Origin of the sequence: Idiomarina rhizosphaerae (genome assembly GCF_024159085.1) — a bacterium.
Lineage (GTDB): Bacteria > Pseudomonadota > Gammaproteobacteria > Enterobacterales > Alteromonadaceae > Idiomarina > Idiomarina rhizosphaerae.
Genome location: NZ_JAMZDE010000003.1, coordinates 120596 through 143581, shown reverse-complemented (window position 1 = coordinate 143581; position 22986 = coordinate 120596). Strand labels below are relative to the sequence as shown.

At 41.9% G+C, this 22986-nt stretch carries 20 protein-coding genes; all 20 read left to right on the top strand.

The features are described from left to right. Positions 1 to 98: 98 nt before the first annotated feature. The 20 genes from NJR55_RS03040 (at position 99) to NJR55_RS02945 (ending at position 22854) form a co-directional block, all read left to right on the top strand. Positions 99 to 1808, top strand: coding sequence for an ABC transporter ATP-binding protein (locus tag NJR55_RS03040; RefSeq protein ID WP_253617734.1), 1710 nt, complete (start codon positions 99 to 101; stop codon positions 1806 to 1808). A gap of 79 nt (positions 1809 to 1887) precedes the next feature. Next, positions 1888 to 3078 carry a UDP-N-acetylglucosamine 4,6-dehydratase gene (locus tag NJR55_RS03035; RefSeq protein WP_253617731.1) on the top strand — a complete coding sequence of 397 codons (1191 nt, stop codon included), beginning with the start codon at positions 1888 to 1890 and terminating at the stop codon, positions 3076 to 3078. 12 nt (positions 3079 to 3090) lie between these two features. Further along, on the top strand, positions 3091 to 4233 hold the full coding sequence (locus NJR55_RS03030) for a LegC family aminotransferase (RefSeq protein ID WP_253617728.1): 1143 nt from the start codon (positions 3091 to 3093) through the stop codon (positions 4231 to 4233). 10 nt (positions 4234 to 4243) lie between these two features. Beyond that, the gene (neuC, locus tag NJR55_RS03025; RefSeq protein WP_253617726.1) at positions 4244 to 5407 is read left to right on the top strand and encodes a UDP-N-acetylglucosamine 2-epimerase; all 1164 of its coding nucleotides are present in this window, start codon (positions 4244 to 4246) and stop codon (positions 5405 to 5407) included. A gap of 5 nt (positions 5408 to 5412) precedes the next feature. Continuing rightward, positions 5413 to 6486: an N-acetylneuraminate synthase gene (gene neuB, locus NJR55_RS03020; RefSeq protein WP_253617724.1), complete on the top strand. Its 1074-nt coding sequence runs from the start codon at positions 5413 to 5415 to the stop codon at positions 6484 to 6486. Continuing rightward, a complete protein-coding gene (locus NJR55_RS03015; RefSeq protein WP_253617722.1) occupies positions 6479 to 7117 on the top strand; it encodes an acetyltransferase in 639 nt (212 codons plus the stop codon). Before neuB ends, NJR55_RS03015 begins: the two co-directional genes overlap by 8 nt. 4 nt (positions 7118 to 7121) lie before the next feature. Continuing rightward, a complete protein-coding gene (locus NJR55_RS03010) occupies positions 7122 to 8177 on the top strand; it encodes a nucleotidyltransferase family protein (RefSeq protein ID WP_253617720.1) in 1056 nt (351 codons plus the stop codon). Then, positions 8177 to 9172, top strand: a complete 996-nt coding sequence (locus NJR55_RS03005; protein ID WP_253617718.1) for a Gfo/Idh/MocA family protein — start codon at positions 8177 to 8179, stop codon at positions 9170 to 9172. Before NJR55_RS03010 ends, NJR55_RS03005 begins: the two co-directional genes overlap by 1 nt. 7 nt (positions 9173 to 9179) lie before the next feature. Next, a complete protein-coding gene (locus tag NJR55_RS03000; protein ID WP_253617716.1) occupies positions 9180 to 9869 on the top strand; it encodes an acylneuraminate cytidylyltransferase family protein in 690 nt (229 codons plus the stop codon). Then, positions 9869 to 10642, top strand: coding sequence for an oxidoreductase (locus NJR55_RS02995; RefSeq protein ID WP_253617714.1), 774 nt, complete (start codon positions 9869 to 9871; stop codon positions 10640 to 10642). The genes NJR55_RS03000 and NJR55_RS02995 overlap by 1 nt, the downstream gene beginning before the upstream one ends. Next, positions 10639 to 12024, top strand: coding sequence for a surface carbohydrate biosynthesis protein (locus NJR55_RS02990; RefSeq protein ID WP_253617711.1), 1386 nt, complete (start codon positions 10639 to 10641; stop codon positions 12022 to 12024). Before NJR55_RS02995 ends, NJR55_RS02990 begins: the two co-directional genes overlap by 4 nt. Before the next feature lie 263 nt (positions 12025 to 12287). After that, entirely contained in the window at positions 12288 to 13778 is a 1491-nt protein-coding gene (locus tag NJR55_RS02985) for an asparagine synthase-related protein (protein ID WP_253617709.1), read from the top strand. 110 nt (positions 13779 to 13888) lie between these two features. Beyond that, positions 13889 to 14950: an EpsG family protein gene (locus NJR55_RS02980; protein WP_253617707.1), complete on the top strand. Its 1062-nt coding sequence runs from the start codon at positions 13889 to 13891 to the stop codon at positions 14948 to 14950. Between the two features lie 19 nt (positions 14951 to 14969). Beyond that, positions 14970 to 16073: a glycosyltransferase gene (locus tag NJR55_RS02975; RefSeq protein WP_275978037.1), complete on the top strand. Its 1104-nt coding sequence runs from the start codon at positions 14970 to 14972 to the stop codon at positions 16071 to 16073. Positions 16074 to 16077: 4 nt separating this feature from the next. Beyond that, positions 16078 to 16926, top strand: coding sequence for a glycosyltransferase (locus NJR55_RS02970; protein WP_253617703.1), 849 nt, complete (start codon positions 16078 to 16080; stop codon positions 16924 to 16926). Then, positions 16919 to 17890 (top strand): UDP-glucose 4-epimerase family protein, encoded by a 972-nt coding sequence (locus tag NJR55_RS02965; protein ID WP_253617701.1) that lies wholly within the window; start codon positions 16919 to 16921, stop codon positions 17888 to 17890. The genes NJR55_RS02970 and NJR55_RS02965 overlap by 8 nt, the downstream gene beginning before the upstream one ends. A gap of 14 nt (positions 17891 to 17904) precedes the next feature. Further along, on the top strand, positions 17905 to 18453 hold the full coding sequence (locus tag NJR55_RS02960) for a sugar transferase (protein ID WP_253618047.1): 549 nt from the start codon (positions 17905 to 17907) through the stop codon (positions 18451 to 18453). Then, positions 18450 to 19505 carry an NAD-dependent epimerase gene (locus tag NJR55_RS02955; RefSeq protein WP_253617699.1) on the top strand — a complete coding sequence of 352 codons (1056 nt, stop codon included), beginning with the start codon at positions 18450 to 18452 and terminating at the stop codon, positions 19503 to 19505. The genes NJR55_RS02960 and NJR55_RS02955 overlap by 4 nt, the downstream gene beginning before the upstream one ends. A gap of 122 nt (positions 19506 to 19627) precedes the next feature. Continuing rightward, a complete protein-coding gene (locus NJR55_RS02950) occupies positions 19628 to 22393 on the top strand; it encodes an SLBB domain-containing protein (protein WP_253617697.1) in 2766 nt (921 codons plus the stop codon). Positions 22394 to 22557: 164 nt separating this feature from the next. Continuing rightward, positions 22558 to 22854 (top strand): hypothetical protein, encoded by a 297-nt coding sequence (locus NJR55_RS02945; protein ID WP_253617695.1) that lies wholly within the window; start codon positions 22558 to 22560, stop codon positions 22852 to 22854. Positions 22855 to 22986: the final 132 nt, after the last annotated feature.

Below are 22986 nucleotides of genomic sequence, written 5' to 3'. Positions count from 1 at the left end.
AAGCAATAACCATGTTCAAACGCTTAAAAACACTATTTAAATTACTAACCTCTGAACAACGGAAACGCTTAATTCGGCTCCAGTTTCTGGTGGTGCTTATGGCTTTTGCTGAAGTTGCTGGTGTTGCCGCAATAGGCCCTTTTATGGCCTTGGTGGGTGACATCAGTTTGTTGCAAGGCGACGGGAAATTAGCGCAACTCTACGCACTAAGTGGTTTTGAAAGTCCAAGAGATTTTCTTTTCTGGTTAGGCATTGCCGTACTTTTAGCACTGTCCGGCGCGGCAGCGGTTTCAATGTTCACAACTTGGCGGCTGTCCTTATATGCTGCTCAGGTAGGAGCTGAAATTTCAACTCGTTTATATAAGCACTATATGCAGCAGTCATGGCTCTTTCATGCCAGCGGTAGTAGTAGTGAATTAACTAACAGAATTTCACAAGAATCGAATCGAATAACAAACCTTGTTATTCAACCTTTAATGCAAATGAATGCTAAAGGAGTCTTGGCAATAGTAATGACAGCAGCCATTTTCGTTTTCAATCCCTTAGTTGCGTTGATAGGACTGCTAGTTTTTGGGTTAGCTTATGTGGTGTTGTATAAAACAGTCCGAAAACGTTTAAGCAGCAACGGTGATCATATTTCTAAAGCGAATCAACAAAGATTTAAATTAATGAATGAAGGTTTTGGTGGTATTAAAGACACCTTATTGTTAGGCCGACAAGCAGAGTTTAATCAACTATTCGATAAATCAAGTAAAACGTTAGGGCGCGCTCAAGGGGTAACAAGGGCTCTCGCTCAGGCTCCTCGGTATGCTATGGAGCTTGTAGCTTTTGGCGCAGTAATATTCTTGGTGCTGTATTTATTATCAGCCTACGATGGAAACCTTGGGAATATCTTGCCTGTTTTATCGGTGTACGCTTTGGCGGGTTTTAAGTTACTCCCTGCTTTCCAACAAATGTACACCTGCCTGGCGCAAGTAAAAGGTAATATTTCGTCTTTCGATAGTATTGAAAAAGATTTAGTCGAAAGCCAAGGTTTTGAAGATATTAAGCCTTCATGTAAGGCTGGTAAACTCTCACCTAAAAAATTAATTAAATTAGATAATGTCAGTTTTAATTACCCGGATAAAGAAGAAAAAGCACTAAGCGAACTTACGGTGGAAATACCGGTAAATCAAGTAATTGGTCTGGTTGGTGCTTCAGGCTCTGGTAAATCAACAGCTATAGATATTTTATTGGGGCTAATTGAACCTCAAAATGGTTGTTTAGTTGTTGATGGAGAAAAAATAGATGGGCAGAAAAAAAGAGCCTGGCAGAACAACGTGGGCTTTGTGCCTCAGGCTATATTTTTAGCTGACTCAAGTATTAGAGAAAACATCGCTTTTGGAATACCTCCAGAAGAGATTGATGAAAGCCGAGTGACTAGAGCCGCTCAAATGGCTCATTTGGATGAACTGCTTGAGCGTCTACCAGAAGGTTTAAATACAAGAGTTGGTGAACGCGGTATACAGCTTTCCGGTGGTCAAAGACAAAGAATAGGTATTGCTCGTGCGCTATATGACGATGCAGAAGTTTTGGTTTTAGATGAAGCTACTAGTGCACTTGACGGCATAACTGAAAAACTTGTGATGGATGCAATTCATGACTTTTCCGGTAAAAAAACAATAATTATGATTGCTCACCGTTTAGCTACGGTTAAGAAATGCGACTGTATTTATTTACTAGATAAAGGGAAAGTTATAGATAAAGGTAAGTACGAGGATTTGGTTTCCAGAAGTGACATGTTTCAGGAAATGGCTCGGCATGCTTGAATATGCAAATAATAGTGCTTTGAACTTTTCAGTGTATTGAAGGTTGACTAATTAGAATATTCGATATAAGGCTGCAAGTATGCAAGATATTTTAGGTTTGGTTGGGCGAGAAACTCCACTATTTATTAAAGATATTAGTGTTAGTGAAAAAACGACAAGAGCGATAATTGAATCTTCGTCTTTTTTGGTTATTGGTGCGGCTGGTTCAATTGGTCAAGCAGTTACCAAGGAAATATTTAAAAGAAACCCCCAAAAACTTCATGCAGTTGATATTAGTGAGAATAATTTGGTTGAGCTTGTCAGAGACTTGAGAAGTTCTATTGGTTATATAGAGGGTGACTTTCAAACATTCGCCTTAGATATTGGCTCTCTGGAATATACTGCGTTTATAAAAAAAGATGGGCAGTATGATTACGTACTGAACCTTTCCGCGCTAAAGCATGTGAGAAGTGAAAAAGATCCTTATACGCTTATGAGGATGATAGAAACTAATATTTTTAATACCGTTAAGACGCTAGAGCAGTCGAAAGAGGCTGGGGCGCGAAAGTACTTTTGTGTCTCTACTGACAAAGCCGCAAATCCTGTCAATATGATGGGAGCTTCAAAACGTATTATGGAAATGTTTCTTATGCGGGGCAGTGAGTTAATCGAAATATCGACTGCTCGCTTTGCTAACGTAGCTTTTTCAGACGGCTCTCTTTTGCATGGGTTTAACCAAAGAATTCAGAAAAAACAACCTATAGTTGCCCCGAACGACATTAAACGTTACTTCGTTACTCCGCAAGAATCTGGCGAGTTGTGCTTAATGTCGTGCTTGTTTGGTGAAAATAGAGATATATTTTTCCCTAAATTAAGCGAAGCGCTTCATTTAATTACATTTTCTGAAATTGCAGAGAAGTATTTGAGAAGTATCGGTTATGAACCTTATCCTTGTAGTTCTGAAGACGAAGCCAGAGAGTTTATTAAGACCTTACCGGAACAGGGGAAATGGCCTTGTTTGTTTACTTCCAGCGACACAACCGGAGAAAAGGACTTTGAAGAGTTCTTCACAGAAAATGAAGTGCTGGATATGGATCGGTTTAGCAACATTGGGGTGATTAAAAATGACGCTATTTATGATGAAAAGCTGTTAGAGCATTTCAGTAAAGAAATTAATGAACTACGAACCTCTCACTCCTGGACGAAAGAAGACATAGTAAAGCTATTTCACGAAATGATACCTGCATTCGGTCATAAAGAGATGGGTAAATATCTCGACAGTAAAATGTAATTTGAGAAAAGTATGTCACATCATTTAAGCGAGTTTATTCGTTCTCTTTATAAAACGAAGGATTTCATTCCGCTTCATGCTCCAACATTTGGCGACCAGGAAAAATCCAATGTGCTAGACACCATTGAAACAACCTTTGTGTCGAGCGTTGGTAAGTACGTTGACGAATTTGAAAGAGAAATTGAGCGTTTTACTGAAAGCCCAAAAGCAGTAGCTACAGTTAATGGAACCGCTGCACTGCATACTGCACTTTATATGGCAGGTGTAAAACAGGGCGATTTGGTAATTACTCAAGCATTAACTTTTGTTGCAACCTGTAATGCTATTCACCATATGGGTGCTGCCCCTGTATTTGTAGATGCATCACGTGAGACCTTAGGGCTTTGCCCCATCGCGCTAGAGTCTTTCCTTGAGCATAACGCCAAACTAGATGGTGAACGGTGTATCCATAAAGAATCCAGGCAGGTAATAAAAGCGGCTGTTCCAATGCATACATTTGGTCACTCAGTGCATTTGGATGAAATACAACGTATTTGTCAGAAGTGGCATATTACGCTAGTGGAAGACGCTGCAGAGAGCTTAGGTTCTTATTATAAGGGTAAACACACAGGCACAATTGGTGAGTTTGCCGCTTTAAGTTTCAACGGTAATAAAATTATTACAACTGGCGGTGGCGGTATGGTGCTTTGCGCTAATGATGTTGACGGCCGGCACACGAAACATATTACGACTACTGCTAAAGTACCTCACCCTTATGAGTTTTATCATGATGAACCCGGTTTTAACTATCGGATGCCGAACTTAAACGCAGCACTTGGTTGTGCTCAGATGCAAAGGTTGCCTGTATTCTTAGAACAGAAACGTGAACTGGCTAATCAGTATAGAGAGTTCTTTAAAGGTTCGAACTACGAGTTTGTCGATGAACCAAGCCATAGTCACTCCAACTTTTGGCTCAACGCAATACTTTGTGAAGATAAAAGTGCACGCAATGCTTTGCTCGAAGAGCAAAACAGTGCAGGCATAATGTGCCGACCCATATGGCAGCTTATGCATAAGTTACCTATGTTTGCACAGTGTTTAAGAGGCGACTTGGAAGTATCCGAAGATATAGAAGCGCGTCTTGTAAATGTTCCTAGTTCACCAATTTTTAGATAACGGAATTACTATGAAAAAAGTCGCAGTATTCACAGGAACTCGAGCTGAATATGGACTTTTGTATTGGTTGCTGAAAGACATTCAAGGTGCAGATGATTTAGAACTGAAGTTGCTGGTTTCTGGTTCCCATTTATCTCCAGAGTTTGGTCATACCGCAGATCAGATAGAAGCTGATGGTTTTGAAATTTCTGAAAAAATTGAAATGTTACTTTCATCAGATTCGGCGGTAGGCACTGTAAAAAGCCTAGGACTAGGTATTATTGGGTATGCTGACGCCCTTGAGCGGCAACAGCCGGATATTTTGGTTGTTTTGGGCGACCGCTATGAAGCACTGGGAGTGACGCAAGCCGCTATGCTAATGCGTGTGCCGGTGCTGCACATTCACGGAGGCGAGATAACCGAAGGCGCTTATGATGATGCTATTCGGCATGCGATAAGTAAATTAAGTTTGTTACACGCAACCTCCACTGAAAGCTATCGCAAACGAGTCATACAATTAGGTGAAGCCCCTGAAAGGGTTATCAATGTAGGAGCTATAGGACTCGATCATCTTAAGCGCTCTGAGTTCATGTCTCGTCAGGAACTATCCGAATCTTTAAAGTTTTCTTTAGATGGCGACTTTGCAATTGTGACTTATCATCCAGTAACACTCGCAAATGAACCTGCAGAAAAGGCTTTCGAAAATATTACGAGGGTTCTGGACACCTATCCTTGGCTTAAAGTAATTATAACTTATCCAAACGCTGATGAGGGTGGGCGAAAGATTATCCCTTTGATAGAAGCTTATGCTGCAAAGCATAAAGAGAGGGTTATTGTCGTTCCTTCGTTAGGTCAACGCCGTTATTTGAGCGCAGTTAAGCATGCAACAGTTGTTATCGGTAACTCATCCAGCGGTATCATCGAGGTTCCTTCTTTCAAAGTGCCTACTATAAATATAGGGACGCGCCAGTTTGGACGACTTGCTGCCGAAAGTGTAGTTAACTGTTCTCCAAGTGAAGTGGGTATCAGGAAAGCGTTAGAGCAAACAATTGATATGTTTAAGTCTAATGCATTAAGCTCGGTGGTTAATCCTTACGGTAAAGGTAATGCTAGTGAAAAAATCCTTAATCTAATTCGTAAAGCCGACTTAACAACCATAAAGACATTTCACGATTTAGATTCAGAACAAGGTTAAGAATAATGACATTGATAATCGCTGAAGCAGGAGTTAACCATAATGGTGATGCAAAGCTGGCTCGTGATTTAGTAAGTTCAGCTCATAAAGCTGGAGCAGATATTGTAAAATTTCAAACATTTAAAGCGAAGAACATTGTCACAGAGAAGGCAACTCAGGCTAATTACCAGAAAAAGAATCTTGGTAAAGAAGAAAGCCAGTTAGCAATGCTACAACGTTTGGAATTGAGTCACGAACTCCATTATGAATTGGTAGCATATTGTAATGAACTAGGTATTGAGTTTCTTTCAACGGCATTCGACGATGAAAGCCTGGACTTTTTAGTCAATGATTTAGGTTTGAAACGTTTAAAATTACCGTCTGGCGAAATTACTAATGCCCCCTTAGTGTTAAAGCATGCTCAAACTGGGTGTGATTTAATTGTTTCGACAGGCATGGCAACAATGGCCGAGATCGAATCGGTTTTAGGTGTTATTGCTTATGGTTATTTAAATCCGACTGCTAATCAAGCTACTCGAGCAGATTTTGAAACGGCATATGCATCAGAAAGTGGGCAGCAAATTCTGCGTGAAAAAGTGACGGTTTTGCATTGCACGACAGAATATCCTGCGCCTATGGAAGAGATTAACTTGAACGCTATGGACACTATAGCTAGTACGTTCAAATTAAAAGTTGGCTATTCCGATCATAGCCGTGGTATTACGATACCTATAGCCGCTGTTGCTAAGGGCGCGAGTGTTATAGAAAAACACTTCACCTTAGACCAAAACTTGGAAGGGCCTGATCACAAAGCGTCATTAGAGCCTGACGACCTTGCTGAAATGGTTACAGCTATTCGTGATGTGGAAAAAGCAATGGGCGACGGTGTTAAACGCCCGACGGTATCAGAAGTAAACAATAAAAATATTGCCCGTAAAAGTTTGGTAGCAGCGCGGTCAATAGAAAAAGGTCAGGTAATTAAGGCCGAAGATATTGCTATAAAACGACCGGGTGGTGGTCGTTCACCTTATGATTATTGGCAAATAGTAGGTGAGCAAAGTCGGCACAACTACGAAGCAGGAGACTTGCTACTTGACTAAGTCTTTTTTGATTCTCGGTGGCGGAGGTCATGCGAGGGTTTTAATTGAAACCTTATGTAGTCAGGGGGGGATGATAGAGGCTATCGTTGCACCCGAACTAAGGCAAGTTCCTGAATTTCAAGGAGTCAAACACCTACACCATGACGATGATGTAGAAGCTTATGAGCCCGATAGTATAAAGTTAGTGAACGCTGTAGGGTCGCTGCCAAATGATGCAAAACTGCGTGAGCAATTATTTAAGCGTTTTAAGAGTGCAGGTTATTCATTTGCTACCGTCGTTTCGAGTACGGCGACATTATCGAAGTATGTACAGCTTTCGGAAGGTTGCCAAGTGCTCCCTCGAGCAACTTTAAACGCTTGCGAGGTGGGAGCTAATACCATTGTAAATACTGGAGCTATTATAGAGCACGATGTGGTTATAGGCTCAAATTGCCATATTGCTCCAGGCGCAATAATTTGTGGAAATGTGTCCATTGGTGACAATGTGCATGTAGGCGCTGGTGCCGTTGTAATTCAAGGCGTTTCAATTGCTGAAGGAGCAATTGTTGGAGCTGGTTCAGTAGTTAAACAAAATTTATCTGCTACATCTGTACATTATCCTGCAAAGTCGTTTATTAAAGAGGGAAGCTAATAGAATGAGTTATGATTGGCGCAATGTCGTTGTCGCACCATCGGTTTCTGTTAAAGAAGCGCTACAAAGACTCGATAAGGAAGGATTGCGCATAGTTTTGGTGTGTGATGACTCAATGAAGCTGCTGGGTATCGTAACAGATGGCGATATTCGCCGCGCTTTATTGAAAGGTGTCGGTCTGGAAAATGAAGTTGAGACGATAATGAATACATCACCGACAACCGTTGCAAACAGCCTATCGCGAAAAGACGCTATTGCGCTGATGCAAAGTAAAAGCATTCTAGCGGTACCTGTGCTCGATGAAGAGAAGCTGGTTGGCTTACAAACTCTGCAGCAAGCAAAAAGCACGCAAGAGTATGAGAACCCAGTGTTTATCATGGCAGGTGGGTTTGGTACTCGCTTACGGCCCCTTACTGATGACACACCCAAGCCAATGTTGAAAGTGGGTGAGCGACCCATTCTGGAAACCTTGCTACTTAACTTCATTAAATCTGGATTCTCCAACTTTTATATTTCAACTCATTATTTGCCCGACGTGATAAAAAACTATTTTGGCGACGGCAGTCAATGGAATATTAATATTACCTACGTACACGAAGAGAGTCCGCTAGGTACCGGCGGAGCACTTGGCTTGCTTCCTGATAGTACGCCCGAATTACCCTTAATTATGGTTAACGGCGATGTGCTAACCACAGTAGATTTTGAACGCGTCTTAGATTTTCATACGACGAATAATGCACTAGCAACTATGTGCGTCCGGGAATACGACTACCAGGTGCCTTATGGAGTTATAGTTGGTGATGGCGAACGTATCGTCAGTATGGAAGAAAAGCCGGTTCAACGCTTCTTTGTCAACGCGGGCATTTATGTCATTGAGCCGAAAGTGTTTCGTCGCGTTGAAAAGAACCTGCGTATTGATATGCCAACGCTGTTGCAAAGCTATATCGATAAAAATGAAGACGTACTGATGTTTCCTATACATGAGTATTGGTTAGATATTGGTCGCATGGATGAGTTTAATCGTGCACAAGAAGATATTTATACGTTAGGGTTAGGTTGATGAACAAAGTTGCTGTTGTGGGATTAGGGAATATATCCGATCGGCATCGACGAAATTTAAAGCAGCTATTTCCCAAAGCGTGCTTGTATTGCATGTCTGCTAGCGGCCGTATTCCGAGGGAAGTGATAAGTAATGCAGACCAATTGGTTAGCTCAATTGAAGCTTTGATAGAAGAACAAGTTGAGCTAGTTATTGTTGCTTCTCCTGCGCCCTTTCATGCAGCCCATGCGATACCTCTTATTGAAGCTGGCATACCAGTGCTTATCGAAAAGCCAGTCACAGCAACATTAGAAGATGCTAAGGCTTTACAAGCTGCCATAACTCGTTATCAAACTCCTGTGGCTGTTGGTTACTGTTTGCGTTATCTATCTTCCGTGCTAGAAATGAAAGCAATTCTTGCATCAGGCAAGCTAGGGCAATTATACCACTCTAGTGTTGAAATTGGTCAGTATCTACCTGATTGGCGGCCAAACAAAGATTACCGTGAAAGCGTGTCTGCGCGAGCAGAATTGGGCGGTGGCGCTTTGTTAGAATTGAGCCACGAACTGGATTACACGCGGTGGCTTCTTGGAGATGTTACCCTAGAGCATGCGATTTTGCGAAAAACGCAAGAATTAGGCTTAGATGTCGAAGACAGTGTCGATTTGATGTTAAGCACACGTGAAAAAGCAGTAGTGCATGTTCATCTGGATTTCTTGCAGCGTACGGCCTATCGCCAGTGCCGTTTTGTTGGTAGCTACGGAGCTTTGGAGTGGGATTTAATGAACAATGAAATCCGCTTTATCTCTGCTCAAGAAAACCAAGTGCTATATAGCGCACCTCAATGGGATAAAAATCAAATGTATACTGCCATGATTATGGATTTCGTTGCGTGTATCCATAACCAACCTAATCAGTGTATGCCTGTGGTGGAAGCAGTAAAAAACATCGAGTTAATAGAACAGATAAAGAAGGGCTCTCCTATTAAATCGGTCCCTGTCGATTTGAAAGGCTAAACACTCTATGAAAAACTTTGCATTTATATTTGCTCGCGGCGGCTCAAAAGGACTGCCGGGAAAAAACATTAAACCATTAGCGGGCAAACCCCTGTTACAGTACTCCATCGATACAGCATTTGCTTCTCCGTCTATAGACCAAGTATTTGTCTCAACTGATGATATCGAGATAGCTGCGGTGGCTCGCGCTGGCGGCGCCATTGTAATTGACCGTCCAGCTAAACTAGCGAGTGATATTAGCCCTGAATGGCTATCATGGCGTCACGGAGTTGAGTGGGCTCAAACGCATTACGGCGAATTTGATGGTTTTGTTAGTTTACCTGCAACAAGTCCGTTAAGAAGCATTGACGACGTTGAACGCGCGATTGCAAGGCGTAAAAGCGTGGGAGCAGATATCTGTATTTCTATTACGCCAGCCAGCCGCAGCCCATATTTCAATATGGTTAAGCAGATAGGCGAAGGCTTGGTTGAATTAGTTAATAAGCCGCGTGGGGAGATCGTCCGCCGGCAAGACGCACCGACTATTTTTGATATCACAACCGTTGTTTATGTTACTACACCCAATTTTCTTTTAAGTCATTACGGCATTTTTTCAGGCAAAGTGACCAGTGTCGAAGTACCAAAAGAGCGGGCGATCGATATTGACGATATTTATGACTTCAAATTAGCAGAAACCATCATTCAGGAACATCAATAATGGAAAAGCTCCTAGACAATAAAACTATTCTCGTCGCTGGCGCTGGCGGCCTTCTAGGTACACGGCTTGTTCCTGCTTTGCTAAAGCAAGGTGCAAAAGTAATTGCGGTAGATATTAATTTAAAAGCGATGCTTGAGCGTATGGTGGCACTCGGTGTTGACGTGAATAATAGGAAGCTAAGCTGTAGTGAGCTGGATATAACCTTAGAAGAGAGTGTAAAAACGTTTTTTGAACAACATGATATTTTGATTGATGGAGCCGTAAACTCGGCTTATCCACGTAATAAGACTTACGGTAAGCACTTTTTCGATGTTAGCTTAGAGAGTTTTAACGAAAATCTATCGCTGCATCTTGGCAGTGCCTTTTCGTTTACTAAACAGTGCGCAGCTTACTTTAAGCAAAATCAGCGCCCCTTCTCTTTAGTTAATATTTCTTCTATTTATGGTGTGATTGCTCCAAAATTTGAGATTTACAACAACACACTGATGACTATGCCCGTGGAATATGCAGCGATTAAATCTGCGATTCAACATCTAAGTAAATACGCGGTGGCTTATGTTGGGGATAGTCGTTTCCGTATTAATTGTGTCAGCCCTGGTGGTATTTTTGACCATCAACCAGAAGCGTTCTTGAAAGCTTATAAAGAAAAAACTCATGGAGCCGGAATGCTGGAAGTTGAGGAAGTGATCGGCTCAGTGTTGTTTTTACTGTCCGAGCAGTCAAAATATGTGACTGGACAGAATATTGTTATAGACGATGGATTCTCATTATGAGTATTAATAAACCTCTAGCATTAGTACATATAGAGCTATTCAAGAGAGAATTTCTTCCTAAACTATATTTGGCATTAAAACTTGCAAAAAAATATGACTTTCAAATCCTAATTGGGAAAGTTGAAAATTACGCACAGAAGAAAAAAGGAACCGGTGTTTATCTGAATAAAGATCACGGACTTTGGAGTCGTGAGCGGCTATTAAAAATACAAGAAAATGGATACTTGGTTACGGCTTTTGACGAAGAAGGCATGATATATAAATCTGATGAGTTATACAATCAGACTCGAGGGGATAAAGAGCTTCTCGAACGCTTGGATGCGGTTTTTTTATGGGGCAATAAACAACTAGAAACAATACGGAAAAATAACCCTGCGCGTAATAATAAGTATCTAACGGGTTCACCGAAATTTGATCTTTATAGAAAACTCAAGGATCGCACTAACGAAACCAGCAATGAGTCAGAATTAGTAAAAGTTCTAATCAATACGAGGTTTACATATGTGAATCCTCTGAGTGATTCTTTAGAAAAAGAGATAGATAACCTAAGAAGGCTAAATTTTATAACGACTCCTAGAGAAGAAGTTGAATTTCAGGAGTTTGTTGAGTCAGACAAAAAAATATTTTTAGAGTTTGTTAAATTAATTAAATCATTAGCAAATAATGACCGATTCCGTATAACTATACGTCCGCATCCCGCAGAGAAGATAGACGTTTATAGGGAGCTTGCCGGAGACTTTAAAAATGTAACGGTAGATTATAGTACGGAGCTGGCTCAACAAATATGTGAAAATGATTGTGTTATTCATGATGGTTGCACAACTGCAATCGAGGCAAGAGCTCTGGGTAAGCATGTTTTTGGTCTTAGACCAGATGGACTGAAAAGTCCTTATCTCAGTTTTGCTAATCAATTCTCCACAAACTTTCAAGAGTGCAAACCACTAATAGAACATTTGCATAATCGAAATAATTGGCAGTTTGAGGACGTAACTGATATTGCAAGAAAATATATTGCGAATTGGTCTGATAGCACCGCTACTGATTCGATCGCCAAAGTTATGAACTCTTTTAATACTGCACCGAATCCCCTTTTAAAGCACATAGCTTTCAAAGAGAGAGTAAAGTATTCGTTTAAAAGAATGTTATTCCATTTAATTCATAAAACCTTTTGGATTCATGGAAAACTACCTAGTAAAATTAAAAACAGGTTAGATTCATTTTATAAAAGTGAGAATAAGTCTTTAGCAACGTTCCCGCCTATTTATATGACAGATGTTAAGAGAAACATTCAAAATCTATGCAGTCTGGATAATAGTCTAGGAAGCGAAAGTGATTATGTCATAAAGAAAGTTTCTGCCCATTCATTTTTGATTTACAAATAGAGGCTTTGATAAAATAACCACTTTAAAATTAGAATAAAAATCTGTTAGAAAATGACTTTGATGTGCGAAGAGTCGTTTCTCATATAAAAATAATCTCTTCAGACAGTCTGTAGGTTTTAAATATACTTTTTAATTCTCGCGTTCAATATGAATTCCATTCAGTTGGTGGCTAAAGTCTATTCGTATTATTGTCTAGTTACCGCGGCAGATCAGTCTTAAAAAGAGTCTTTAAAAATAACTTTGGAATTAACGAGTCAACAAAAATGATTAATCAGTATAACTCCAGCCAAGCAGGACTGGAACTCACATCTGATTTAGCGGGTGAGTTTCCATTGTACTTGTACTGGCCAGAAGACCAGTCGACTCTACTATATACCGATTCCATCACTGAGTTACTAAATGATGCGCGTGTACCGAAACCTTTAAAGGTAAGTAATGAAGGTATTTGCTTTTTATTACAGAGTGGGGTAGTTCCTCCACCTAAGACTGCTTATCGAGATATATACGTTCTTGGTATTGGTGATATGGCAAAAGTATCCAGTGTAGGCGGTAAAATAGAAATTAAATTCAGTCACGAATTTCCATTTTTGAATGCAAATCGTTTAACTGAAGATGAGATGCAACCTGATGAAGGTCTAATCTTAAAAATGCTTGCTGATGCGACCATAAATCGAATTGATAAATCTAAACCCATTTTTTTATTCCACAGTGCAGGTAAAGATAGCAACAGTGTAGCCTTAGCCCTGGCCGAAGCTGGATGGCAAGATAAAGTAACTTTAATAACTCATAAGTCTAAAGGTAATGCAGATGAAAGTGAGGTCAGTGCTAAAATCGCAAAAAAATTAGGCTTTAGACATCAGATTTTGCACGAAATTGACTATTTGCAAGGCGAGCATAAACAAGCAATTAAAGATTACTTTATAAATGCGCCTTTTCCTTGTACGGATAACGTTACATTGGCGTACCCATTGTACGCGTATCAGTTACCAGAATTGAAAGGTGCGAATATTATTGATGGTGGTGGTAATGATAGCTATATGTGTACACCTCCGACTAAAAGAGAAAAGATTGCTATTCCTTTCGCAAAGCTTACGACTCCCTTCCGCGTATTGAGAAGTTATGTAAACTCGGAATCCGTAGTATCTCCTTTACTGAGGACCCCTGCCGAATGGTGTGGGACCGGTGGAATGAGCTATGCGGATACGAAAAGACTCGTAAAGGGCGCTATTAATGTTCAACGGTATTGGGAAACGATAAGCAAAGAACGAAAGGAAATGGAGTTATTCGACTTCAAGACCAGTATTTTGACTCCTATAGTTGCATCTGAACTACATATTCGAAAAGCCCGAAATTTTTCAAGTTCTATTTCTGGAAATTTGATATTGCCATTTATGAATCAAAGTGTTGCAGAATACTTTCAAAACCTTCCTGAGGAATATCTTTTTGATAGAGTAACGCTGAATAATAAATTGACTTTGCGAAATGTTTTAAAAAAACGTATAGGTCTTGATAGCGACGCTATTGGAAAGATGGGGTGGACATATAATTCTCCGAAGATCGTCAAAAAGAATTTAGATTTTATGTTATGTGAAATAGATAAGTGTTCACTATGGAGTGAAACAAAAGGCATTGTAGTAGATAGATTAAAGAATAATATTGGAAAGGATAACTGGAGTTCAATTATGGCTAGTAAAATGATTTATAGACTTTTCCTTTTGTCAGGCTGGTATAACTCTAACCGATTTCTAAAGTGATTATGTCAATTTCTTTTGCTCGCTTTTATTATTTTCTTTCATTATTGCTGGTTGCTTTTTATTGGCGTGATTAATTGTTATAAATGTTAATTTATTATGTAATTCTAATTATGTTAGCTTGTGGAAGTCTGCTTGAGGCTTCCACAAAAGATCGATATTTAAAATTTTACTTGCCGCTGTGTGCAGTTTTTTTTATGTCGCTGTTGGCTGGCTTAAGAACAGTAAATGTAGGTGCCGATTACAGTTCATATGAAGAGATTTTTTATAACTTTACAGGGATTGCTGAACATGGTATCCAAAAAATATTAGCATTCAACTATTTTTTTGAGCCAGGTTTTGCTGTTTATATCGTTTTATTCAAAACTTTTTTTAATAGTTCTGAAGGTTTCTTTTTTCTCACTGCTTTAATAAATTGTGTTGTATTTTATTTTGCGGCGAAACGATTAACTCCTCTAGTTTTAACTGCTTTTTTGGTTTATTTCTCTTATCTTTTTTTTACACATGCACTAACGGCAGTAAGGTATGGTATAGCTTCCTCTATTGGCCTTCATGTTTTGTACCAACTTTCTGTGAGTAGGCATAAAAAAGCTCTCTTTTATACCTTTCTAGCAATGACTATGCACACTGCATCGATCGTCCTCTTTGCACCCTTTCTCTATAAACTCCTAAATTTGGGTAAAAGAACCTTGGTTTTCGGTTTCTTTTTGTCTTTTATAATGGGTGCAGTGGGACTAGGTCGAAGTATAGTTAAACTTATTCTTCCTGACTGGCTGCCGAGAGCCGACTCTGCATTAAATTATGTGGATAGTGGCCAGTATGGGGACTCTCTTGGTTTTTTGGGTATGGTAAACCTGAAAAACGCACTTCTCTGTTTATTAATATTTTACTTTTGGCGTAAGTGTAAAAATAAATTCCAACATTTTAAATGGCTCGCCATCTTCTTCGTTTTAGGCACGTGTTTGCGGTTAGCCTTCCACGATTTAGGCTTTATTATCGGTCGGATGTCAGCTTTTTTAACACTGACAGAAGTTATTTTGTTCCCTATGTTAATGTTCACTATTTTTAGGTGGAAAGTTCTAAGTTGGGTTAGCGTATGTTTATACGCTCTTCTTAACCTTATTATGCTTTTACATATTCGGGGCTTTACGCCATACGAGTCTATTCTCTTTTAAGGTAAGTGATTTGAAGATAATGTATCTGGTTTCCACGCTAAAGCGAACGGGGCCGACTAATCAGCTTTTAAACTTGGTATCGCGAGTTAACTCGAAGTATGAGGTAGTCGTAGTGACGCTTTCGCCAGAAGAGAGTGACTCACTTAAAAGTGACTTTGTTGGAAAAGGTATTCAAGTTAGAACGCTGAACTTGTCCAGGTTGGCAGGTTTGTTTTTCTCTGCCAAAGCTTTAAAAAAAATAATTGCCGACGAAAAGCCCGATATCATTCACACTCAAGGCGTTCGTTCAGACAGTTTGGCAGTGAAAGTTTCCTCTACCACTCCTTGCATAGCAACAGTCAGAAACTTCCCTCAATTAGATCTACCCATGACCTATGGAAGTTTCAAAGGAAAGCTGTTGGAGCTGGCTCAGTTAAAAGCATTAAGAGAAATGTCCGCTGTTTGCGGTGTATCAAAAGCAGTAACCCAAAATTTGATTCAGTATTATGGTTTGAAGAATGTAACTTGTGTTTTAAATGGCGTTGATACCGAACGATACAACCCTGTGTCTAGTGCGGTTAAGAAAGAATTTCGAGAACGTCTCGATTTACCCGTTTCTGACTACCAGTTTGTATCCACGGGTCACTTAAGTGGGCGTAAAAATCCAGCTCGTTTAATTAAGGCGTTTAAAGAAGCCTTTGGAGAGAGTGAAGAAGTATCTCTGGTGCTAGTTGGTGGCGGGGAGCTTGAAAGTGAGTGCAAACTTTTAGCTAAAGATCTCAATATTCACTTTACTGGACGAGTAACAAATGTTTCCGACTATCTAGCTGCAAGCGATTGTTTTGTATCGGCGTCTCTAGCCGAAGGTATGCCTAACGCAGCTCTGGAGGCTATGGCAAGTGGCTTGCCTGTCATACTGTCAGATATTCCACCGCATAAAGAGATATTTGAACTTAACTCTAATGTTGGCTATCAGTTTCGTTTAAATGAGCTTGATGAGCTCGCACTGAAGTTGAAGAACATGACTAGCAATAATCGCAATAGTTATACCGCCGCATTAAGTAATATTATTGATTCGGAACTAAGCGCTGATGTAATGGCGTCAAGATACATGTCTCTTTACCAAAGCACTCTTAAAGCATAATCCAATGAATGAACAAAAAAGTAATTTGAATGTATCGGTTTTAATGTCGGTATACAAAGGGGACAAACCTAATTGGTTTGACGAAGCTTTGCAGAGCATTCTTATAAATCAGATGCCAGCTCAGTTGGTTCTTGTCGTAGATGGTCCTATTTATGAGAGCTTGGAAAATGTAATTAGTAGATATAAAAGCAAATTTCCTGCCGTTTTAGATGTTATCCGAATTGAAAATAACAAAGGCTTAGCTCATGCATTGAATGTTGGGCTGCGTCATTGTCGTTACGAGCTGGTTGCTAGGATGGATGCTGATGACATTAGTGACCCGGAAAGGCTTAAGGTTCAGCAACAATGTTTTACGAGCGATAAAGCACTGGATATTTTAGGTTCTCCTGCTATTGATATTAATGCTGAAGGCTTAAGGCTTGGAAAGCGGGGAGTGCCGAAGTCGCATGAAGAAATATACAAGCTTATGTGGACGTGCCCTTTGATTCACCCTTCCGTTATGTTTAAGAAAGACCGAATTTTAGCTGCAGGAGGCTACTCTGAAGAGCTAAAAAGAAGGCAGGATTACGAATTATGGTTTCGGTGTGCCGATCTGGGCTACCGTTTTGCGAACACAGAAGAGCCATTGATAAAATATCGGGTAACTGACGACAGTCATAACCGGAATAGCCTTTCTGTGGCGTGGAGCCAGTACAAAATTGGTTTAAAAGGTGTGTCCTCCCTAGGATTGGGTTTCAAAGCTCGCATGGGCGTTGCTTTCCCGGTTGTAAAAGCCTTGTTGCCAACACCACTAAGAAAGCTGCTAACTCATGTCGCTAACCTATTTGATCCGAGAGGGAGGGCGAATGGTTAGTCGTTCCGAGGAAAATAACAGAGTGCTCGTAACAGGGGCAACGGGGTTTATTGGCGGCTCGTTAAGTGATGCTCTGACGGACAGCGGTTACACAGTAAAACGTACCGCAAGAAAAGCTCGCCCGGAAGTTATGGCTGTGCCCTTGAATACGGAAGACTGGAGCGCGGCGTTAGATGGGGTTAATACGGTAATACACTGCGCCGCCTTAGCGCATGTACCGGTTTCCAGTGATGATTCATTTATAGCGAAAGTTAGAGAACTGAATGTTCTTGCTCCTCAAAGGCTGGCTAAACAAGCGAAAGAGAAGGGCGTAAAGCGCTTTATATTTTTGAGTTCAGTAAAAGCCTTGGGCGAGTCAACAATCCCCGGCAGCTCCTATAAAAACACAAGTGAATATTCACCCGAAGACTTATACGGTGAGTCAAAACGCGATGCTGAACTGGCCTTGAAAAAGGAGCTTTCAGGCTCTGCTACTGAGCTTGTTATTATTCGCCCTCCACTGGTTTATGGGCCCGGGGTAAAGGGTAACTTTAAAGCTTTAATGGGGTTAGCTAAGAAAAATGTGCCTTTGCCTTTTGGTGCCGTAAGAAATAAAAGAAGCCTAGTTTCGTTAGAAAACCTGGTTAGCTTAATTATTACTTGTGTTAAGCACTCACAACCTCTTAATGAAACATTTTTAGTTAGTGATGATCACGACGTTTCAACCAAAGAGCTATTTGAAACCTTAACCCGAGCTTATGGTAAAAAGCCTAAATTGTGGCCATGTCCGGTTGGGTTAATGCGCTTTGGTGCAACAATATTAGGTAAAAAAGCCATTGCGGACAGGCTGTTTGGTAATTTACAACTTGATATAACCCACACTAAAAAAACGTTAAATTGGGAGCCGCCAGTTAGCTTTCAACAGGCAATACAAGCCTGTGTTAACCATGAGCTGCACAGCTCTAATAAACCCGACAACCAATAGTGATAACCTATTCAATGATTCGTGTTCTTGATTTTCTTTTCTCTTTTTTTGGCTTGATAATTGGCTTCCCCATACTTGTTTTACTTACCCTTATAGGGTTGTTTGATACGGGCTCCCCCATATTCCGACAAGAGCGGGTAGGCAAAAACAAAAAACCTTTTGTTCTGGTTAAGTTCAGAACCATGAAAAAGGACACCGCCTCAGTAGCCAGCCATTTAGCCAGTAGTGCATCTATTACCAAATTCGGACATTTCTTGCGCCGCACTAAGCTAGATGAACTTCCGCAGCTTTGGAATGTTCTAAAGGGCGAGATGAGCTTAGTTGGCCCACGGCCTGGGCTTTTTAATCAGGAAGAGTTAACCCAGGCGCGCGAGGCAAAAGGCGTGTTTAACGTTCGCCCTGGTATAACCGGGTTGGCGCAGGTAAACAAAATAGACATGTCCACGCCGCAGTTACTGGCAGAAACTGACGCAAAAATGATTAGTACACTCAACATAAAAAGCTACTTTCAGTATATTTTAATGACGGTTACCGGCAAAGGCTCAGGGGACAGAGTAAAATGAAGGTTTTAGTAACAGGCACGGCGGGTTTTATTGGTTTTTACACGGCCTTAAAGCTGCTAAAACAAGGCCATACCGTAGTTGGGCTGGACAGCATAAACGACTACTACGATGTAAACCTAAAATATGGCCGCCTACAAGAAAGTGGCATACAGCAAAGTAACATTGAATACGGCGTACCGGTTCAGTCTGAGTTGCATTCTGGTTATTCTTTTATACAGCTTAAATTGGAAGACAAGACCGCATTAGACGCCCTGTTTGAACAAGAGCAGTTTGAAGCTGTCTGTAACCTTGCTGCCCAGGCCGGAGTTCGTTACTCGCTGGAAAACCCCAATGCTTATATCGATTCCAACATTGTTGGTTTTATGAATGTGTTGGAGGCTTGCCGTCATAACGGTGTTAAAAACTTAAGTTATGCGTCCAGCTCTTCGGTGTATGGTTTGAACGAACAAATGCCGTTTTCAACCTCGCACGGTGTTAACCACCCGGTAAGCTTATACGCAGCCACCAAAAAGTCGAACGAACTTATGGCGCACACCTACGCGCACCTGTACGGCATACAATGCACCGGCCTGCGCTTTTTTACCGTTTATGGGCCCTGGGGCAGACCCGACATGGCGCCCTTTATTTTTACCAAGGCTGCGTTAAATGGTGGCACCATTAAAGTTTTCAATAATGGAAAAATGAAGCGTGACTTCACCTATATTGACGACATTGTTGAAGGTGTGGTGCGCGTTATTGAGAACCCATGCAAAGCCAACAATGAATGGAACGGTAAGCAACCGGATCCGTCCATCTCCTCGGCACCTTATAAAATTTACAATATAGGTAATAGCGAGCCTATTGAGCTTATGACCTTTATAGAGGCGGTTGAGAATGCCGCCGGCGTTGAAATACAAAAAGACTTTCAGCCCATTCAGCCCGGCGACGTTGTCGCCACTTATGCCGATGTATCTGAGTTAGAAAACGATATGGGCTACAGGCCGTCAACGCCGGTAACCGAAGGCATGAAACGCACGGTTGACTGGTATCGCAGCTTTTACGGTATGGCTTAAGCTGTTACTTTTCTCTGTTAACAAATTGCTGTATCTTACTTGTCACTTCTCCCTGTTAATGCACTCACGTTTTAATACTGAGTTTTAATACAAAAATAATTGAGGGTTATACCTTGCTGACTATGAATAAAAACGCATTAAACGCCACGAAAACTTCTGTTTCTACGGTTCTTTTTGCTGTTGTTTTTGCTTTGGTAACAAGCTTGTTTTCAGTAAATGCGGCGGCGCAGGCTATGCCCAGCCAGCAACAGTTAGAGCAACTACAAAGCTTACCGCGTGCTCAGCAGGAGGCTCTGGCGCGTCAGTATGGTATTGACCCTTCTGCTATTGATGAATTTAACGCCGCCCAGCGCGATGGCGATGCCAGCGCCAAGCAGGAAGTGAATGTTGTTGGTGAACGTTCCGGTAACGGTGACCAGAGCGGGCAAAGGGGCTCGTCCTTTATGTCGGAAGATCTACAAAAAGAGTTCAACCGTGGGCGTTCAGAGTTAAAGCCTTTTGGTTACGATATTTTTTCCGGTGAACCCAACACCTTTGCTCCGGTAGCACACGCACCTATTCCGGCAAACTACTTAATTAGCGTGGGCGATGTTATTCACGTTGAAATGTTTGGCAAGCAGGACGAGAGCTTTAAGTTAACCGTAAACCGTGATGGCAGTATTGTATTGCCCGACGTAGGCGAAATGAAAGTTGCGGGCATGACCTACTCCTTAATGCAGGAGATGATCCACCACGAAGTTCAGGAGCGCTTAATTGGTTATAAAGCAGCAGTGACCATGGGTGAGCTGCGTTCTATTCAGGTGTTTATTGTGGGCGAAGCCTACAAACCGGGAGCCTACACGGTAAGCTCGTTGGCGACTATAAGCCAGGCTTTGTATGTAGCGGGGGGCGTTTCAGATATTGCCTCGCTACGTTCGGTGCGTTTAATGCGTGGCGGTAAAGTCGCGTCCGAATTCGACTTATATGACTTACTGTTACAAGGCGACGCCTCTGCCGACAAGATCTTAAAAAGCGGTGATGTGATTTTTATTCCGGCACGCGGCGACATGGTGGCGGTAAAAGGTGAAGTAAAACGCCCTGCGTTATACGAATTAAAGGGTGATGAAACCTTAGAGGACGCCCTGGAATTTGCCGGTGGCGCTACTGACTCTGCTTATTTAAGCTCTGTGGAGCTGCTCCGAATTGTAAAAGGTAAGCGCCTGGTCAGCACGGTAGATTTAACCACCGAACAAGACTTAAACCGTGAACTTAATGGTGGCGACGCAATAACGGTTCGTCAGGTGTCGGAGGAGCTGGACAACAGCTTAATGGTGGTTGGTGCGGTTACCCGACCGGGGTATTACGAATGGCAAAAAGGCCTGCGCATTAACGATATATTGCGCGACGTTCGCCACGACCTGCTGGAGCAGGCTGACTTGGGTTACGGCCTGGTGGTGCGAGAGGAAGGCCCGCGTCGTGACGTAAAAATTCTTCAGTTTGATGTGGCCGACGCCATTCATGGTGTGGAAGGCGAAAACCTGCGCCTGAATGAGCGTGATCAACTGGTGGTTTTCAGCCGCTTTGAAACCAAAGCCGAAGAGCGCGATAACTTGTCGCGTTACACTTTGTCTGAACAGGAAAGAGAATATCGTAAGCGTCAGCGTCAGTTAGATGCTTACCGTGATGCTTACCTTAACGACTTTGTTAACACGAAGCTGGCCGGTTCGTCTGAAAGCCCCGATGCCGAGAACCAAGATAAAATTGTCCCCTTACGTGAGCTGTTTACTGAAAAGCAGGAAGAAGAGCCTACGGTGAAAAAAGAGCTGGCTATGTATTCGCGCCAGAACTTATTAGAGCCTATTATGCAGCGGTTGCAGCGTCAACGCACCGCAACGGGCACAGCGCCTTTTGTATCCGTTGCGGGAGAGGTAATGCACCCGGGGGTTTATCCTCTGGTTGAAAACGCGACGGCAGACAAACTGCTTGCGGCAGCGGGGGGGCTGAAAAATGGCGCCTACCTGGATCAGGCCGAAATTACCCGCTGGGCTATTGGTAAAGACACCGCTAATACCGACTATTTAACAATTAATTTAGCGGAGGTTATTCACGGTGAAGTGAAGGTACCTTTGCAGGGACGTGACCGTTTAAATGTATTAAGCATTCCTGAATGGCAGAATACCTATGAAGTGACCCTGCGGGGCGAAATTCGCTTTCCGGGTACCTATGCTATTAAACGCGGCGAAACGCTTAGCGACGTCATTAAACGCGCCGGTGGCTTTACCGACCACGCCTTTTTAGAAGGGGCCGTGTTTACCCGCGAAGAGTTGCAGGAGCAGGAACAAAAACGCAAAGAAATGCTGGCGCAGGAGCTGCAGCGTGAAATTGCCAGTAATATGATTACCGGCACCGGCGATGCTAATCAGTCTTACGACCAAATGCGTACCCTGCTGGCAGACTTAATGTCGACACCCACGGTTGGCCGTTTAATTATGGATTTACCCAAAGTGCTGTCAATGAACGGTAGCCGCGACGTGCAGCTAAAAGACGGGGACACACTGCATGTACCTTCGCGCAGCGACTCCATTAGCATTATGGGCGAAGTGCAAATGGCTACCTCTTACCGGTTTGACCCCGAGTTAACAGTAGAAGACTACATTAGCCGCAGTGGCGGCACGAAAGAAAAAGCCGATACTGACCGTATTTACGTGGTGAAAGCTAACGGCGCTATTGAACCCTACAAAGGTGGCAGTAGTTGGTTTGGTTTTGGTGGCGGTACCGACTTAGGCCCGGGTGACGCTATTGTGGTGCCGCTGGATACTACCTATACTGAGAGCTTAGAGTTGTGGTCAGAAATTACTAATATTATTTATAACTCGGCTGTAACCGTAGCCGCTATCAGTAGTATTTAATGCGGTATAGTAAAGAAGTGTTAAAAGCACAATTACTTGAAAAAAATAGAAAAATCTAGTTTGCAATTTGTTGCATAGCAACATACTATGGAAGTTGCTGTTAGTTAAAATAGTTTTAGCAACGGCGATACATGTATCTATATCTCTGGAGTGAGGTTAACATTATGAAAACATTAGCATTATCAGTAGTTGCTGCGTTAGGCTTAGCTGCCGCACCAGCAATGGCACAAGACGGCGCTGCAGGCGCAAACGCTTCTGAAAGCGGCTTAGGCGGCTTATCAACTGAAGCTTGGGTATTTGCAGGTGTTGCAGCAGCAGCAACTGTAGCAGTTGTTTCTGACAGCTCTTCAAACTCAGCTATCGACCCAACTGACCCGACTGATCCGACAGACCCGGATCCAATCGTTACAGTTACTGGTACAGGTACTAACACCTATACTATTACTATTCCAGCTCAGTAAGCTTTACTGAAGTAAGAATACGTGACCAGTAAGCTGAGTTAAGTGTGAAGAAGCGCTTCTTTGCGTTTTGCTTGGCTTACTGTGATAAAATACCGCCGAAGGGCGGTATTTTTTTGTCCAGCTATTGAGGAA

What these genes read in the sequence shown, in the direction of transcription:
- NJR55_RS03040 (WP_253617734.1), top strand. Translation starts at nt 99, where the DNA reads ATGGCTTTTGCTGAAGTTGCTGGTGTTGCCGCAATAGGCCCTTTTATG.
- NJR55_RS03035 (WP_253617731.1), top strand. Translation starts at nt 1,888, where the DNA reads ATGCAAGATATTTTAGGTTTGGTTGGGCGAGAAACTCCACTATTTATT.
- NJR55_RS03030 (WP_253617728.1), top strand. Translation starts at nt 3,091, where the DNA reads ATGTCACATCATTTAAGCGAGTTTATTCGTTCTCTTTATAAAACGAAG.
- neuC (WP_253617726.1), top strand. Translation starts at nt 4,244, where the DNA reads ATGAAAAAAGTCGCAGTATTCACAGGAACTCGAGCTGAATATGGACTT.
- neuB (WP_253617724.1), top strand. Translation starts at nt 5,413, where the DNA reads ATGACATTGATAATCGCTGAAGCAGGAGTTAACCATAATGGTGATGCA.
- NJR55_RS03010 (WP_253617720.1), top strand. Translation starts at nt 7,122, where the DNA reads ATGAGTTATGATTGGCGCAATGTCGTTGTCGCACCATCGGTTTCTGTT.
- NJR55_RS03005 (WP_253617718.1), top strand. Translation starts at nt 8,177, where the DNA reads ATGAACAAAGTTGCTGTTGTGGGATTAGGGAATATATCCGATCGGCAT.
- NJR55_RS03000 (WP_253617716.1), top strand. Translation starts at nt 9,180, where the DNA reads ATGAAAAACTTTGCATTTATATTTGCTCGCGGCGGCTCAAAAGGACTG.
- NJR55_RS02995 (WP_253617714.1), top strand. Translation starts at nt 9,869, where the DNA reads ATGGAAAAGCTCCTAGACAATAAAACTATTCTCGTCGCTGGCGCTGGC.
- NJR55_RS02990 (WP_253617711.1), top strand. Translation starts at nt 10,639, where the DNA reads ATGAGTATTAATAAACCTCTAGCATTAGTACATATAGAGCTATTCAAG.
- NJR55_RS02985 (WP_253617709.1), top strand. Translation starts at nt 12,288, where the DNA reads ATGATTAATCAGTATAACTCCAGCCAAGCAGGACTGGAACTCACATCT.
- NJR55_RS02980 (WP_253617707.1), top strand. Translation starts at nt 13,889, where the DNA reads ATGTTAGCTTGTGGAAGTCTGCTTGAGGCTTCCACAAAAGATCGATAT.
- NJR55_RS02975 (WP_275978037.1), top strand. Translation starts at nt 14,970, where the DNA reads ATGTATCTGGTTTCCACGCTAAAGCGAACGGGGCCGACTAATCAGCTT.
- NJR55_RS02970 (WP_253617703.1), top strand. Translation starts at nt 16,078, where the DNA reads ATGAATGAACAAAAAAGTAATTTGAATGTATCGGTTTTAATGTCGGTA.
- NJR55_RS02965 (WP_253617701.1), top strand. Translation starts at nt 16,919, where the DNA reads ATGGTTAGTCGTTCCGAGGAAAATAACAGAGTGCTCGTAACAGGGGCA.
- NJR55_RS02960 (WP_253618047.1), top strand. Translation starts at nt 17,905, where the DNA reads ATGATTCGTGTTCTTGATTTTCTTTTCTCTTTTTTTGGCTTGATAATT.
- NJR55_RS02955 (WP_253617699.1), top strand. Translation starts at nt 18,450, where the DNA reads ATGAAGGTTTTAGTAACAGGCACGGCGGGTTTTATTGGTTTTTACACG.
- NJR55_RS02950 (WP_253617697.1), top strand. Translation starts at nt 19,628, where the DNA reads ATGAATAAAAACGCATTAAACGCCACGAAAACTTCTGTTTCTACGGTT.
- NJR55_RS02945 (WP_253617695.1), top strand. Translation starts at nt 22,558, where the DNA reads ATGAAAACATTAGCATTATCAGTAGTTGCTGCGTTAGGCTTAGCTGCC.